General features: G+C 37.4%; 13 protein-coding genes. 9 read left to right on the forward strand and 4 right to left on the reverse strand.

Annotation, left to right across the window (positions count from 1 at the left end):
* Window positions 1-36 precede the first annotated feature (36 nt).
* Window positions 37-708, reverse strand: a complete 672-nt coding sequence (locus AC6I3O_RS21600) for an Ig-like domain-containing protein (RefSeq protein WP_497852634.1) — start codon at window positions 706-708, stop codon at window positions 37-39.
* Window positions 709-1,007: 299 nt separating this feature from the next.
* On the opposite strand from AC6I3O_RS21600, the gene AC6I3O_RS21605 reads away from it, so the two are divergent.
* The 3 genes from AC6I3O_RS21605 to AC6I3O_RS21615 all read left to right on the forward strand — a co-directional run bounded on the left by AC6I3O_RS21605 (window position 1,008) and on the right by AC6I3O_RS21615 (window position 3,935).
* On the forward strand, window positions 1,008-2,198 hold the full coding sequence (locus AC6I3O_RS21605) for a MarR family transcriptional regulator (protein WP_497852635.1): 1,191 nt from the start codon (window positions 1,008-1,010) through the stop codon (window positions 2,196-2,198).
* Window positions 2,199-2,379: 181 nt separating this feature from the next.
* The gene (locus AC6I3O_RS21610) at window positions 2,380-2,946 is read left to right on the forward strand and encodes a hypothetical protein (RefSeq protein WP_497853559.1); all 567 of its coding nucleotides are present in this window, start codon (window positions 2,380-2,382) and stop codon (window positions 2,944-2,946) included.
* Between the two features lie 62 nt (window positions 2,947-3,008).
* Window positions 3,009-3,935 carry a tyrosine-type recombinase/integrase gene (locus tag AC6I3O_RS21615; protein WP_497852636.1) on the forward strand — a complete coding sequence of 309 codons (927 nt, stop codon included), beginning with the start codon at window positions 3,009-3,011 and terminating at the stop codon, window positions 3,933-3,935.
* Between the two features lie 239 nt (window positions 3,936-4,174).
* Here AC6I3O_RS21615 and AC6I3O_RS21620 read toward each other — a convergent pair whose 3' ends face one another.
* Window positions 4,175-5,044 (reverse strand): YecA family protein, encoded by an 870-nt coding sequence (locus AC6I3O_RS21620; protein ID WP_497852637.1) that lies wholly within the window; start codon window positions 5,042-5,044, stop codon window positions 4,175-4,177.
* Window positions 5,045-5,051: 7 nt separating this feature from the next.
* A complete protein-coding gene (locus tag AC6I3O_RS21625; RefSeq protein WP_497852638.1) occupies window positions 5,052-5,540 on the reverse strand; it encodes a hypothetical protein in 489 nt (162 codons plus the stop codon).
* Window positions 5,541-6,066: 526 nt separating this feature from the next.
* Here AC6I3O_RS21625 and AC6I3O_RS21630 point away from each other — a divergent pair.
* Window positions 6,067-7,737 (forward strand): carbamoyltransferase family protein, encoded by a 1,671-nt coding sequence (locus AC6I3O_RS21630; RefSeq protein ID WP_497852639.1) that lies wholly within the window; start codon window positions 6,067-6,069, stop codon window positions 7,735-7,737.
* A gap of 36 nt (window positions 7,738-7,773) precedes the next feature.
* On the opposite strand, the gene AC6I3O_RS21635 is transcribed toward AC6I3O_RS21630, so the two are convergent.
* Window positions 7,774-11,040, reverse strand: a complete 3,267-nt coding sequence (locus tag AC6I3O_RS21635; protein WP_497852640.1) for an ATP-binding protein — start codon at window positions 11,038-11,040, stop codon at window positions 7,774-7,776.
* Window positions 11,041-11,305: 265 nt separating this feature from the next.
* Between AC6I3O_RS21635 and AC6I3O_RS21640 the strand changes: the two genes are divergently transcribed.
* From AC6I3O_RS21640 to AC6I3O_RS21660, 5 genes are all read left to right on the forward strand, one after another.
* Entirely contained in the window at window positions 11,306-11,749 is a 444-nt protein-coding gene (locus AC6I3O_RS21640; RefSeq protein WP_288893125.1) for a LytR/AlgR family response regulator transcription factor, read from the forward strand.
* A 371-nt stretch (window positions 11,750-12,120) separates the two neighbouring features.
* Entirely contained in the window at window positions 12,121-12,660 is a 540-nt protein-coding gene (locus AC6I3O_RS21645; RefSeq protein ID WP_288893122.1) for a DUF5697 family protein, read from the forward strand.
* Between the two features lie 2 nt (window positions 12,661-12,662).
* Window positions 12,663-13,328: a DUF6100 family protein gene (locus AC6I3O_RS21650; RefSeq protein WP_288893120.1), complete on the forward strand. Its 666-nt coding sequence runs from the start codon at window positions 12,663-12,665 to the stop codon at window positions 13,326-13,328.
* Window positions 13,329-13,476: 148 nt separating this feature from the next.
* On the forward strand, window positions 13,477-14,583 hold the full coding sequence (locus tag AC6I3O_RS21655; protein WP_497852641.1) for a hypothetical protein: 1,107 nt from the start codon (window positions 13,477-13,479) through the stop codon (window positions 14,581-14,583).
* Window positions 14,573-16,600, forward strand: coding sequence for a VirD4-like conjugal transfer protein, CD1115 family (locus tag AC6I3O_RS21660; RefSeq protein ID WP_288893116.1), 2,028 nt, complete (start codon window positions 14,573-14,575; stop codon window positions 16,598-16,600). The genes AC6I3O_RS21655 and AC6I3O_RS21660 overlap by 11 nt, the downstream gene beginning before the upstream one ends.
* Window positions 16,601-16,606 lie beyond the last annotated feature (6 nt).

The following is a 16,606-nucleotide window of genomic DNA, read 5'->3' on the forward strand; positions in this document are numbered from 1 at the left end:
GTAGTCCAAATGACTCACTACGCTGTATCCCCTTCCCTATCTTCCTGCCTTGCAGAATCTTCTCCTACATGCAAACAGAACCACAGCCATTGAAAGTGCAAACATCAATACATATAATACAACATCCGCTGTATCCCCTGTCTTTGGGCTATTTCCCGTCTTTGCACTATCCTTCTTTGTGCTGTCCGTCTTTGTCCCATCTGCCTTATCCTGTCCCGGCGCCGGTTTCACAGAGCCTTCTTTTACCGTAATCTTACAGCTTGCTTTCTTATCGCCTACCGTTGCGGTAATTTCCGCTTCCCCGGCTTTCAATGCCTTGACCCTTCCATTCTCTACTGATAAAATGGCTGAGTCTGAGCTTGCCCATACTACATCCTTCAAATCGGTTGTGTTTTCAGGGTTATAAATGACGGTGAGCGTTTCCTCAGTCCCGACTACCATTTCCTTGATAACCTTGTCAAAGGCGATAGAATCCAATGGAATTTCTTTCACTTCGATTTCCGTTTCTTTTTCAACCGTTTCCCCGGCTTTCCCTGCACCGTCAAAGAAGGTAATGACAGCCTTCACTTTTATCTTCCCTTCTTTTACTCCTTTCAGCAAACCGGATACCGTATCAATGGACGCAACTTCTTCATCCGAGACAGCCAGACCGGAATCGAACCGGTACGGGAGATTAGTCCCGCAGGATTTTAAGTCCGTAAAGCCCAATTAACCACGTTAGTACAAATTGGAACTCATTGGAACTTAGAACCCTTAGAAAATGCAGGAAATTCAGGGTTTTTTACAGCAAAAAGCTGGTAATCCTTTTAAATACAGGACAAATCAAGAATTTGGTTTTGGCAAGGAAAAAATCATATTGGAGGGATGTTGGAGGGATGTAGAAGGGATCTTACCCAGATTTCACATTCTCTTCCATACAAATTATAATGTAACTGCCATAACTACTATTAGCAAAGACGGACGGTTTTTAGCCATCCGTCTTTTTCGATTCAAAGAAAGGAACTATTATGGAAAATCAAACCTATCAATTAGAGCTGAAACAAATCGTAGAATTTCCTCGCTGCAGAATTTACAGAGATTTCATACGGTCACTCGTCACTAACAAGGGCATCCGAACAAACGGAGGCTCTTTTCTTTTTTATTACATCGTCCTGTGCTCTTATGCAAATTACAGGTCATCCTACCGCCGTACAGAAACTATGACATATCTTGTCGGGCCTGGGGAATGGATCTGCACCCTGGCTGAACTGCGCATCTGGTTTCGGTGCCGGTTCCAGCATCAGGCAATCTCAATCTTGGAGTACCTACAGAAACAGAACTATATCACATACTCTCTTCTGGAGAACAAGAAGGTTGTGAAGTTTAAGATCACAGACTGGCCGAAGGATAATACCGTACTGGAATACAACTTCCCCTGCAAGAAGGATGACGGCTTTTTCTTTTTTCCAATTGCCAAAGTTCATGAGCTAATCAGCATGGGGAAATGCTCGGAGATGGACATGCTTTTAGATATGTGGATTCATGCCATCTATAACGATCCGTCTGTGCAAGGCTCCTATTCAGGTCCGGTTGTGTATTACCGCAACAACACCGGCAATCCGGTGACCAGCTTCCAGACATTGGGCGACCGTTGGAACCATTCCAAAACAACCGTATCACGTACCTTAAAGAAATTTGAAGAAATGAAGCTTATCACATTAGTTTCCTTCACCGGGAAGCATGGCAGCATGATTTATCTGAATGATTATCTGTCAGTCATGTTCGATATCAGCGATGTGATGATCGACAAGGAGGAGATTGCCATGACTATGCAGCTACCAATCCATGTACCAGAAAACAAGGGCGAACCCTGCGTTTCAGAAGTCGTGAAAGAAGAACAGGTCAGCGTTCCAGAAAATGATCCGTGCGTTTCGAAATCGCACATGCAGTTTATCATCCAAAAAGTGGCGGAAATGCTGAAATCACAAGGGATTCCGTGCTGCGAGTGTCCCAAAACCCGCTATATATTATCTCCTTTATCCTCTGCCTGCAAGAATATAGTAAATATATATACTCTAAGTATTATCTGCCCTTACGGAAATGCAGCCTATCGGTTTGAGTTGACCGTCAAGCCTGAAGAGAAGGACTATCTGGAGAGGAATCCGATTCTGAAAGAGCATGCAGATATTGTGGAAAAGATTCTGAAGGGGGCTGAATAGGATGAAGGATACAAGCAGGAAGGATGCGGGGATGCAGAATGCAAAATGGAAAGATACTGGAGTGAATGATGTGGAATCGGAGGATACAGCAATGAATGGTACAGAATCGGAGAATACAGGAATGGGGAATGCAAAGATGAATGCAAAAAAAAGTCGGGGAATAACTGAAAATGGTGCTGAAATCCCCAATTTAAAGAAAAGTAATACCAGAAAGAGGGATAGCCGGAATAGATTAAGCGACTGGAATCCGGAAGAGGATCCGCGCTTTCATGATACCTATAAATTTCTTCGGAGATATCGGGATGCCACCTATAGCCTGAAAGTAGTAGTCCACCAGATGGAGACACAGTTCCGGCTGAAATATGGGACAAGTGTGGATGAATTCCTTGATTCCATCTATACTGCAGGAGCCGATCTGTCCGGAGATGATATTGAAGAACGAGCAAAGAGCATTGAGCGGAGCAACCGGATGTTGAAAATGCTGGATTCCTCTGTGGATTTGCTTAGAATCAATCACAAACACGGAGAACAGTACTATTGGATTCTCTACTATACCTTCCTTTCCCCTCAGAAACCGAGCGGTACAAACGAGATCATAGAGAAGCTGCGGCCACATATTTCCAATATTTCCTATCGCACCTATTATCGAAAAAGGCATAAGGCAATCGAATCACTGAGTACCATACTTTGGGGGTATACCGCTAAGGAAACCATTGAGATACTAAATGAATTTTTCCCTGAAGAATAAAATCATCGACATTTCATAGATGGATGCTCATAATTAGTATAAAAACTAAGGAGTATCCATTTATGAGCAGATTAGAGACTTTAATTGCAAACTACTTGAAAAACTGTGAATCCATTAAAAAACTGGATAGGAAGACACTGAAGGCTTATCGTATTGATCTGGCGCAATTTCAAGCATTTATGCGGAAATATCCCGATTTTGAAGATAAAACTGCTATAAACGAGTATATCTCATCTCTCCATGACCAGTATAAGCCCCGAACCACCAAAAGAAAGATTGCTGCTCTAAAAGCTTTCTTCCACCATTTGATTTATGAAGAGATTATTACCCTGAATCCATTTGACAAGATCAACGTAAAATTTAGAGAACCACAAATACTACCCCGGACAATACCGGAAGCTACGATTGCTGATTTTATCTCCACAATGTATAAACAAAAGTCGCTTGCAGATACAACCTATCAATACAATGCAATCCTTCGCGACATCACTATTATTGAGCTGCTCTTTTCCACAGGCGTCAGAATCTCAGAACTGTGCGCCTTAAGACTACAGCAAGTGGATCTGGTGTCCTACAAAATAATCATTTACGGAAAAGGTTCTAAAGAACGACTAATCCAAATCGGCAATGATGACGTCAAAAAGGTGGTGTCTGAATATTATAATGCTTTTCAAGCAGATATTCTCTCCACCGGATGGTTTTTCATCAATCGACTTCATCAGCGGTATTCAGAACAATCTGTACGGGCTATGATTGTGAAGTACTTAAAACTGGCAATGATCGATATGCATATTACTCCGCATATGTTCCGCCATTCATTCGCCACTTTGCTACTGGAAGCTGACGTTGACATCCGGTATATACAAAAAATGCTTGGTCACAGTTCAATCAAAACAACTGAAATTTATACGAGTGTATCCATGGCAAAGCAGAATAATATCTTGACGACTAAACATCCAAGGAATTTTATGAAATTAAATGAATACTAAAAGCACGTTAACTTTTTAGCTTTCCTGAAGAAAAAGCAGTGAACTTTTCTTTTGAACTGCGTTCACTGCTTTTCTATTACTTTCAACTCCCCACTCCGCCGACAATCCTATCCTAGCTTCTATTTCTAGAGTGTAGCAAGTGGCGGAGAATTAGTGCTATGTTGGGTTTTGTAAATGCCAAAGTACTAAGTTCTGCTTCATAAACCATAAAAACTATGAACCATTAACCTCAAAAAATTTCATACAAGCTGTACTTTTTTTCCAAGATGAATGATATTTCGCTCATGCTGATAGTATAAATTCTTTCCGCAACATTTCTTAAATTTTATACCACTACCACATGAACATGGATCATTTCTACCGACTTTAACGATATCTGTTCGCTGCCTTGTTTCCATAACCGTTGTAATTGAAAATTGTTGAAGAAATGGTTGTTTAAGCTCTAAGAATTGTCCAAGCTTAGCAAACTGATCTGATTCACTTCTATTGTCATCTGACAATTCGATTATACACCGTTTATCTTCAGGGTGCTCAACCAAACAAGCAGCTTGAAATTCTTCTATTTCATCTACAATGTCTAACGCAATGTCTCCCCAATATAAATTTCCTTTTATATGCGGACAGGAAAGACTTTGCATGGATTTACCACAAATGCTACAATGAGATTTGCTGATAATATACTCGCTACTAAAAAAGACCTTGTAAGGATATAATGCCTCGTATGCTTCTAACAACTTGTAAATATCTGGCATTTCTTTACGTTCTTCAATTTCTAAATATTTACCAACAAATCTTAAATCATCGAAGCAATCTTGCAAAGCACTCCATGATACCTTGTAGTTACGTTTTTGCAATAAACTAAAGTAACTCGAAAGATGGCAAAATAGCAGAAAATAATTTCTAAAAACTATTTGTGAATTTGCCAATCTTTCGTCATTCAATTCGATGGCTATCCTTTTTATTTTATCAAATGAATCTTTGCACTTGTTGTATTCTTTACAAGAATCATCATAATCACCCGCATTAATACGCATTTTCAATTTTTTTAATTGAGCACATACATTTGAAATTTCAAAAATCTCTTTGTGAGATAAAAAATAATTTATCATTAGCACCTCACATCTTATTTAAATCCATCTTTTCAAAACTTTCCTTAAATGTCTTGGCATCTCCAGAGTAATGAATATACTTTTCCTCATTTTCTCTTTTAACTAAAAAAGTTACATCGACATTGACATCCTCTCTTTCACGTCCCTTCATTTTATTATAAATATAGCTGCTAACCATATTAATGATAAAAGGTAACAACACGCTTGATGCCACCCATATAACTGGCATCCAAATATCAAAGGAATGCAAGGATCGAATCTGAATATCATCTTCTGCTAACACATCAAATGAATACTCTGGTGACTGGCTACGGCAAAACTTCAAAAAGTCTATGGTTTCTTGGGCAAAATAATATTCATGCTGTTCATATTTATATGGAACAGCTAAAAAATTTGCACATTCGAATTTGGATTGAACTTCCATCGAAATATTCTTTTGTTTATAATAATCAGAAAAATCTATTTCGGTTTCTTTTACAATAATATTTTTTTCCATGTCTATGCTTCTCCTCAAAATTATTCATTCCGCTCACCCAATCTGTATACAATGAGTGAGAGTGCCTATTGTCGATGTCAAACATCCAACTGCCTATACATAACATATGTGACAAATAAATCCAAAAACATTCCTGATATGGATGCAATTTATCTTGCCTCATTCAAATCATCCCTTATTATTTTACCACAAATCATAAGATTTTGGGAATAGGCATGGTGTTCGGCATTTGCACCCGATAAATCTCACTTTATCACTTGATCATATGATTGAAACGATGTTCTCAATGCATCGTCGCCACCGTTGTCGTTCAAAACCAATTGGGCTCTTTTATGCAACACATTATCATAAATTGTCTTCTAGAACGCTACCGTAGGATTGCCCGGACTGTTTTATCCTCCACAGATTCTCCGTTTTTATACTATAAACGAAGGATAATTGAATATTATCCTTTGATTATTAATTAGAGATAATTAACGATTATATCTACTATTTTATAGTTCAAAATTAGAAAGGAATTAAAGTAATGTTAAAGGATATATATTCATTAGGAATCCATATTGGTCACGACCGCTGTGCTGCATTAGTAAAAAATGGTAAACTAATTGCATCTTTAGCTCAAGAGAGGATTGATCGAATTAAACATTCCGATTCTTCTGAAATTCCATATGAAGTGATTGATAGTTTGCTTAATTATTGTCAAATTAATATCTCAATGATTGACTATATTGGAATTACCTTCTCATCTGTAAATGCATATGAACTAGAACAATATTATCGTGAAGAATTAGAAGCACATTATCATATTTATGCATTTGAATTAATTCCTATTTCGCATCATTTAGCACATGCAGAATCTGCATTTTGTACTTCAGATTTTACAAAGGCATTAATATTGGTTGCTGATGGGGGTGGTGATAACCACGGAATTATGACAGAATCAGAAAGTCTTTATATTGGATGTAATAATAAAGTGTCATTATTAGAAGCCAGATATCAAGTGCCACCTATTAATACAATATATAAAAAGCAAAATTATATTTATCCATTTATGAATAAAGAGTCTCTTCATAATCCTATTAGTATAGGAAGAAAATATGAACAAATCACATATTTATTAGGATTCAAGTGGGGAGAATGCGGAAAAACTATGGGATTAGCTTCATATGGAAAATCAATGTTAGATTTTTCTAAATTGAAAATTAATTCTTTAGATTTTGATTTACAATTTGGTTTTTTAATCCAAGAGCTCTATGTTAAGTATCTAGAATCAGGGGTTAATTATTTTGAATTTCTTGATAAAGAGGCTATCAATATTGCACAGACTGTTCAAGACTTAACAGAAACAGTTCTTATTCAATTAATAAAGTATATAATTCAAAAGTATAATATCAATGATATCTGTTTATCCGGCGGAACATTTTTAAACTGTATGCTAAATCACAAATTGTTAGAAGTTATTCCCAATTTACGTTTACATATATGTCCCGCAGCTGGTGATGATGGGCAAGCTGTTGGAGCTGCATTTCATGCTTATAAAAAAAGTGGAAAATTAGTAAATAATAGCAGCAAAGTTCTTCCCTATTTAGGGATTAGTTATACAAACAATGTAATCAAAAAAGATTTGGATTTGTTTAATCTAAAATATACATATTATGATGATAGTGATTTATGCAGACATCTTGCTCAATATATTTATTGCAATAAAATTGTCGCTATTGTAAGAGGAAGAAGTGAATTCGGACCTCGTGCATTATGTCATAGAAGTATTTTAGCAAACCCCACATGGGAGGGAATGAAAGATCATCTAAACAAAGAAGTAAAGCATCGGGAATATTTTAGACCATTCGCACCCGTTGTCATAGAGGAGGAAGCTTACAAGATTTTTGATTTAAAGCAAGAATCACCATATATGCTTTTGGCTTGCAGAGTTAAAGATGAGTTTATCTCAAAAATTCCATCTGTAACGCATATTGATAAAACAGCTCGTGTCCAAACAGTAAGTAAAATACAGGAACCCTTTATACATGACTTATTATTACAATTTGAAAAACTTTCTGGAGTGCCTGTCTTGCTTAATACTTCATTTAATGATAATGGGGAGCCTATTGTCGAATCCCCATCAAATGCAATACAAACTTTTTTAAATACTAACATTGATATTTTAGTTCTCGAAAATTATATTATTGAGAAATAAAATTACTATGGGTGTCCCCCATAGTAATTTTATTTCTCAGTGTATTACGATATAATATCCTGTATGATCATCATATAAAGGATATTGAAATTTTTCGTCTAGAAGTATCAGCTTTTTATCTTCAATGCGTCTTATATTTTTTTTGAATATATCTATATTTTTATTGCACGAATAATAACAATCTTTTCTTTTCGAACAATCAAAATCACATGTTTGGTTACTCTTATAATAACTTAATTTATTTAAAAAGTGATACAAACGTTGTTCGTCTCCATAACTATAAATAAATTTTGCATAATTTGTAATTGATATGATATTACCGTAACAAAAGTCTAAATTACCTAAAAATATCAAATTTTGTTTTACCAAAAAGTCTAACATCGTATCAAAATATTTCAAAGTGTATTCCGCTAAAAGTCCTTCTCTTATTGATATAACAGCTTTCAGGTTGTAAAAATAATTCATTAATTTTTCACATCCATATCGAACACTAGCATTTATTCCATCATTAATATACTGTTTCGATATCGCTATATTGGAATTATCTTCTGATAAATAATATAATGCCGCTAATAAAAGATTACATCGAATGATTGTGAATGAATAGTTATTATCAATTGCTTCTGTAAGCAGTTCTTTAGCATCTTTTATATATTTTGAGAAATCTCTCTTGTTAGTTGCAAGCATTACATTTGCACCCACTATTGAAACATTATTGTGGCAATTAATTCGATACGCATTGTCGTATGTCATGATTTTGCGTGCTTGTTCCATATATTCGATAGAAAGTTGAGTATCACTATAATAATTGATTTTAGCTTTCATCATTTTAGATAAGCTAATCAATTTAGAGTCATCTAATTCATTTGCAATTTCTTCTGATAAAATATTATATTTCTCGGCAAGAGCCTTATGATTATATCTTGTATAAAGACTGGCAGTTCTATCAAATAAATCAAATCGACTTTCTAACGAGAATTGATTAGAATCAATTCTTTCTTCAGCCAATAATTCAAGGAACAATTGTTCGGCTTGTTTCAAATTAGCAGCTGTTAATTCGGTATGTGCTCTTAATTGTAATATTGTATTTTTTAGTTTATTATTCTCTGAGTGATTTTTATTTATTTTTTCCAATGCTTTATTTATAGAAGTAATAGTAGTACCATAATCCATATTGTGCATTGGAATATATACAGATGATTGTATAATTTTTTCTTGCAACATACCGTTAGCTTTTCTTTTAGCCAACTGATAGATCTCATCCAAATATTCAAAATATTCGCTTGACAAATTAGTTGAAGAGATATTTTTAATATTGTCTATATCATTCATTATAGGAGAAAAAAGCTGCTCCGATCGTAAATAGTTTTTCGCATAAAAGTAAACTTTAGCTTTTTGAAAACTCGTTAAATATATTAATATACCTTTGAATTTTTTTATGATTATTTGACTAATACGTATTATGTTACGCGAATTTTCCAATTCCTTATTAAAAAATAAGAATAATGTTTCATGATCAAATCTTATATCTCCATTATCATCGTATGTTAAATAGTGTTTACGAAAAAGCAAATCAATGGATCCCTCATTTTCTTCACTTCCCCAATATTCTTCAATGATTTCTTTAGGAGCCGTAATCCCAAACAGGCAAAGTATTCGTAAAAAATCAGTATATCTTTGCCCTTCTCTTAATTGCATCAATTTTTCCTGTCGTTTTTGAATTAAATTTTCTATCTTTTCAGGAATATATTTATGGCTAGAAAAAGTATTAACATTTGTCATCCCGACAGTACTTCTATTAAGCAATGTTGCAAAATCAATTTCCAAAAGATATTCTATAAACTGTACAATAAAAAACGGATTTCCTTTGGAAACTTTTGTAAGTCTTTCTAATACGAGTGAAGGTATATCTTTTATGACTGATTTGATAAACAATTCACAATCATTTTTTGATAATCTTTCTATATGAAATCTTTTTGAATTGTTTTTTAGCCAGTTGGCGCATGAAAAGAAGGCTTCATTATATACAGTGTCATCTTCTCTACCAGCAATAATGAAAGCACAAGGATATTTTTTTATTGATAATACCAGATCTTTTAGTTCTTCATAAAAATCATCTGAAGAATTATGCAAATCCTCAATAATTACTAAGTATTTAGAATATTTGTTTTTGTCAAAAAGCGTTGTCAAATCATCCCAGGATGATTCTTTATTATCAGAATTTATTATTTTTAATTCTTTATATAGTGCTTTTTTTAAAGAAACCTTATTTCGTTTATTGCATAGAATATGTGAAATTACATAATTTGTATCAAAAACTTTTTTGACAATTTCATCAATAATACGTGTTTTTCCTATTCCTGCTTCGCCATATATATAATAAAATTGTGAAGTTGCTAAACATAATAGATCGTTGTATATATCATTTATTATTTTTTTATGTTGACTTCCTGTTAATGGTGGAAGAAAGTCCGGAATAACTTCTGGATTTTTTATATTCAAAAGTTGTGACTGATTATTATATGTTACATTTAGTTTAAAATCATCTATTCCATCATTGTAGATTCTCTTTACTAGGAAACGTAAACATATTCCTTGATGAGCAGGTACTAATTTTTCATTGAGTTTTTCTTCAATATTCCAATTCCTATTTGAAATTAGATTTATTTTTATATTTGTAGGTTTATTTGAATAATTTTTTACATCAAAGTATAACTCAAAACAATTTCTGCCTTCTATTCTTCCTTTCCTTATTTGATATTGTAATTGAAGTTGACATGCATGAGGAATATATGTAACATTTCCCTTAATCTTATACACAGAATTGATTAAAAATTGAAGTAAAAAATATTGATCAAATAGATAAAATTTGCAGTTAACTTTTTTGAATTCTGTAATTGCTTTATAAAATGCACTAGGGACTATAGTTCCATTAGTAGCCAATATAAAGTAGTCTAATTCCAATTCATTATTCGTAATAATATTTTTTGCAAATTTATCAAACGCAATTTTATTATAATTTGTGGATTTACATTCAATAACTATTTTTATGTTTTTTTTACCGTTTAACGAAAATTTATTTCCCATTAGCAAAAATTCAATGGGGGATTCTATATAAATATCAATCCCATCGTCTCTTGTACGAGAAGTTTTTACAATTCGTAAGTCATCTTTGTAATAAGGTTCTAACTCTTTTGCCAATATAGTATAGATATAATCTTCAAAATCTTGCCCAGAACAATCTTCAAAATTCCAAAATTGATTATTAAAATTTTCTGTTATATAACTCACTGTTGTAAGCATATTTTTCTCTCCGTTTATATTTATAAAAGTAGACGCTATAAATAATAATAAACGAAGGATAATATTCAATTATCCTCTGTTCATACTACACCCCTTATTTTACACTAATCATACAATTATTTCTATAATTTGGCAAATTTTCTACATCATATCCGCTACTTTTTACATCACATCACAAAAACATTCTTAAATTTCCCCAAATGCCGTCAGTTTTTGACGATTCGATTGTCTTTATATATAGAGCAATAAAAAAGGATGTGTAAACATGGACTGGATACAGGAATTAACACATAATGAATCCTTAAGCTGTTCTCTGAATACTTTCTTAGACCAGCATGGATTCTCCGGGTTAGAAAAGGCCCTGCAGCTTTACTCAAACACACAGGCAGAATACATCTGCAAAACAAAGACTGCTGTTACCAAAATTAAAATGGATGACATCTACTATCTGGAAATACAGACACACACCATTACCATCCATACAGAACATGGCAACAATCAAAAATACGGTTCTCTAACAGATGAATTGAAATTCTTGGCACCATATGGATTTATCAGATGCCGGCAAAACTGCCTTGTCTCTTTGAAAAAGATCTATAGTATTTGCAGCGATACCATTATTTTGGCCAATCATATCCAGCTTCACATGAGCCAGCGCTATGCACCGAAGGTTCTGGCAGCATTTGCACGAAGTCGTGTTTCAAGATAAAACACGCTTTTATGCTGTTTTTAATGCAAATTGCAGGCTGATTTTATGTAATATTTAGAATTGGCACAGAATTGACATTCATTGGCACAGTTCTGCGATTGAAGCGTATATCCATGCGTGTTATAATTGGTATTGGTTAAAGTTATACTTTTTTACAGCACCCTCGACGGTGCTTTTTTTGTACCCCGTAAACCGATGATTGACCGCAGGCTGATACATAGGCTGTACGTACACTATGCATATCATTATTAAAAACCAGTACAATACGAGCATAACAAGTATACTGTATATACATCATATGTATATGATACGTATGCAATATGTACAGCTTATGCAAAGACCTGCCAATCCATGTAACAAAGGAGAACGTCATGAAATCAAGGAACCAAATTTACAGAGGGGAAGGTGAGCGTCTTCTAAAACTCATTACCACCTACCATGCGCTGCAGTACGAACAGGTACTGCAGTTTTTTATTCGTAACAGGGATTCCATGAAATCCCTGATTACAAGCCTGATCAAGCAGGGGCGTATCTACTATGACCAGGACAGAGATCTCCTATGCGACAGCCCGGAAGCTTCTGAATCCCCGGATTATGGCATGATTGCCGCCGTCTGGGTTCTTCTGGACTTCAAAGAGGCTGTTGTCTACCACACCAGCGGAGAATTTCCTGTCAAGCTTCATTTTTTCACGCAAAATGAAGACTATGAAGTTGTCTATATCGGTTTAGAGCAGGAAATTCTGATCAGCCATGTCCTGAATGGCCTTCCTGCAGATGATGCAAACCGATTGGTCATCTTAGAATCCGAACAGCAGGCGTCCCGTCTTTCTCTTAACGGGGTGACCGCTTACTGTCTGGTAAGTCCAGATGGAACTGTAAACTACTATCAAAAATCAAAAGAAACGAGGTAATTATGGACAAAACAACTATTTTTCAGAGAATCCAAAAGGTAGAGAACGAAGTTGCTCTGCTGAACAACACACTTTTTGCCCTGAAATCCACTGATATCGTGAAATATGGGGCTAATTACACGGAATTAAGCACAAATGCCACATTGCGGGCAGAGCGGATTGCCTGCCAGTTAAGAAATCTGGTACTTTTTACAGATTTCAAAGGCGATTCTACTTATATGACACAGGCTGCGGATGCGCTGGGAATCAAAATCTCCTACGAAGACAAAATTTTTTCTGCAACGCTTCCCGGACTTCTCCCCAAACGGAGACTCCATACGAACATGGCGTTTTTACGTGATCCATTGCATGCTGCGTTAAAGGAATTTCTCAAAGACCATGAAATAGAACCTTATAAAGAATGTGTCATCTGCTTCTGTTTTATTTATGACCAGAGCATGCCGAAACGCCGGGTGAAAGACTATGATAATCTGGAGCTGAAGACGATACTGGATGTCATTTCAACTTATGTATTGCTTGATGACAGCGGCCTTTATTGCGACAGCCATTACACAACAGAGCTAGGGGAGACGGATCAGATGATTGTAACGATTATGGAGAAAAACCGGTTCCCCGAATGGCTTATGAACCGTGAAAAACATAAAATTACCATATCTGAAAATATGTGATTTTTCAAAAAATCGCGTCGATACCGGTAAAATGCGGGGGAATCCATTCATTTCCCCGCATTTCATTTTCAGAATGGACGAAATTCACCGAAGCAGATGTTGCCAAGGTAATACTATTTAAAAAAATCAATTTTGAGGTGACACATTTATGCTAAGACCAGATACACAGAAATATAAACTTTTAGAGATGATCGGGATAAGCGGAGAGTTCCCGGCTGACCAACTCCCCAGATTATTTGACACCCCGGCATACACAGAAAAACTGATCACAGAGTTAAAAGCCGACAAGCTAATCAGGCTCCACTACAAAGACCGGCTTCGCGGCTACCGTCTGAAAAAGCAGGCCAAGGAATTACTCCTCTCCCACAACCCTCTCCGATTCCAATGCTGTTTAACAGGAAATTCAGAGACCAATGCAGTCCGAAGCGAGCCGCAAAGAAGGCTTAGGCTTTATCAGAAAGCACAGACATACGTAACCCTTTCCCATGCAGGTATTCCATTCTTTGCGGATGACAAGCCGCCGCTTTTCAGTGAAAGCTTTCCGAAAGAACGAATGAACCTACAGGACATCCCTTGTTTTTATTCATCAAGGGAGATAAAGGAACTGGGAGATGAAACAACGAAGATCCGAAATTCACGAAGTATCGGAATCCTGATGGCGCCGCATTGCGTTTACTGTATCTATAATACAGGATCCAGCCTCATGAAATGGGAATACCAGGCAGAGGTGCGGTTAAATGCTTTCCTACAGCATTATCTGAAGCTCCGTCTTTATAACGGCCAGCCTGATATCCGGGCTATTGTGTTTGGAAACGATATGGATATGGCATTCCAGCTTCTGAAGAGTACTGGCGGAAAACAACGCGGCCTGTTCATGCTGGATACATCTTTTCATAACTTTTATTTTCTGCCTAGTAATTCAGAAGGGGAACTGCTATTAAAGCTGCTGATGAATCCAAGGCTGACGGAACGGTTAAACCAGTTATTGCTTTCGGATCTAGATGTCTGCCAGGGTGACACTCGGTTTGAATACGATGCCGTAACCCCGGATGGAGTCCCAACACTACTCGCCTACGATTTTGATATGCAGCGGCTTAACCGTTTTAATATAGGTCTGAATGTATTTGGCATGACAGGGAACGTGATCTGTTTTGATTTCCAGGTTCCGGTTCTGAAGAAATATATAAACAGCGATGCACTCTTCTCCAGTATCGACTTGACTAAATTCAGAAAGGAGTTTTTAAATGAACCGTAAATGGTGGAATCTCATTTTCGTGCTTCCAATTTTCCTCTGCATTTTATATGCCGGAGGCTATATTGCACAGTTTATCTGTAATTACAAGGTCTGGACCAGTGCCGGCAACTTCGCCGGTAACGGCTCCTATCCAAAGGCACCCTCCCTGCACCCGATGGCATGCCTATCAGCACTGGCTCACTTTCCATATAACTTATATGGGATTTTTCTTTGCCTTCTCGCGCTCGGACTATTAGTCTTTCTGTTAATGCGGATGGGCGTTGACCGGAACGGGGAGGTCTTTGATAAGGAGCGGAACCTGAATTATTCCCTGAAGGGAACCTATGGAACATCCGGCTTTATGACGCCGGATGAGATGTACAAGGTGCTGGAACTGACAGACCATGTGAAGAAAACCAAAGGGACAATCCTTGGAAAGCTGAACGGGAAAGCGGTCTGCCTTCCCTATGAAACACGCATGAACCGCAACATTGCCGTCTATGGCGCAAGCGGTTCTATGAAGTCCAGGGCGTTTGCCCGTAATATGATCTTCCAGTGTGTCGCACGCGGGAAGAATGGCGGAGTTGGGGAAAGCTTAATTATCACTGATCCCAAAAGTGAATTGTATGAAAGCATGGCTGGTTATCTGGAAAACGAGGGCTACACCGTGAGATGCTTTAACCTTGTAAACCCGGAGAACTCCGATGCATGGAATTGTCTGATGGAGATTGACGGCCAGGAGACTATGGCGCAGGTCTTTTCCGACGTCATTATCCAAAATACTGGTTCTGCCAAAGGGGATCATTTCTGGGATAATGCGGAATTAAATCTGCTCAAAGCGCTGGTTCTCTATGTCGAGCAGGGATTCCCGCCAGAGTCCAAGAACATCGGGCAGGTATATAAATTGCTGACACTCAGCTCGGAGAAAGAACGGAACAGCCTCTTTGACCTGCTTCCGGTGAGCCACCCGGCAAAGGTTCCCTATTGCATCTACAAGCAGGCAAGCGATACGGTGCGATCTGGGGTAATTATCGGGCTTGGAGCCAGGCTTCAGGTATTCCAGAATAAACTGATCCGGCAGATCACTTCCTATGATGAGATCGACCTGACACTGCCGGGAAAACAGAAATGCGCATACTTCTGCATTACTTCCGATCAGGACAGCACCTTTGACTTCCTGTCATCCCTGTTTATGACCTTTGTATTTATCAAACTGGTACGTTTCGCGGATAAGCATGGGGTAGACGGGCATCTGCCGGTTCCGGTGCATATCCTTGCGGATGAGCTGGCAAATACCGGAGCCATCCTGGAGTTAAATAAGAAAATCTCGGTCTGCCGCTCCAGAGGCTTAAGCATTTCGTGCATCTTCCAGAACCTGCCTCAGATGCAGAACCGCTATCCCTTTAATCAGTGGCAGGAAATCATAGGGAATTGCGACACTCAGTTATTCTTAGGATGCACGGACGAAGTAACGGCTGAATTTATCAGTTCGCGTTCCGGAGACGTAACGGTGGGTGTCAGTTCGGAAGCAAAGCAGCTCAATACCTGGCGAGTGTCAGACTATTCTCCGGAGTACCGGAAAACCCAGTCCATCGGCAAACGGAAGCTCTTGACGCCGGACGAGATCCTGCGGCTCCCGCTGGATACTGCCCTCATTATTCTCAGGGGGCAGAAAGTGCTGAAAGTACAGAAATATGACTACACACTGCACCCGGATGCCAAAAAGCTGATTACGAAAAAGGCGGCAGAACATATTCCGAAGTGGCGGGAAGAAGGAAAAACAGAGGAATATGACTATCTCCCCAAGCCGCCCTCGAAACCACGCAGGCAAAGGAATGGCTCTTCTGCTTCATCATCAGCTCCCCGTAAGCCACTAGGGACGTCAATACCTGCAATGCCGACACAGGTAACTCAGAAACACATTTATCAGGAACCACCATATCCGGATTCTTCAGACCTGTTATCCGATAGCTCAGATAACGTGTGGCCAGATGAACCGGAGATGGTTCCATTAGATAAAAATTCAATTATGTCATAGAAAAGG

The sequence above is a fragment of the Sporofaciens sp. St.21A7 genome, from assembly GCF_059728535.1.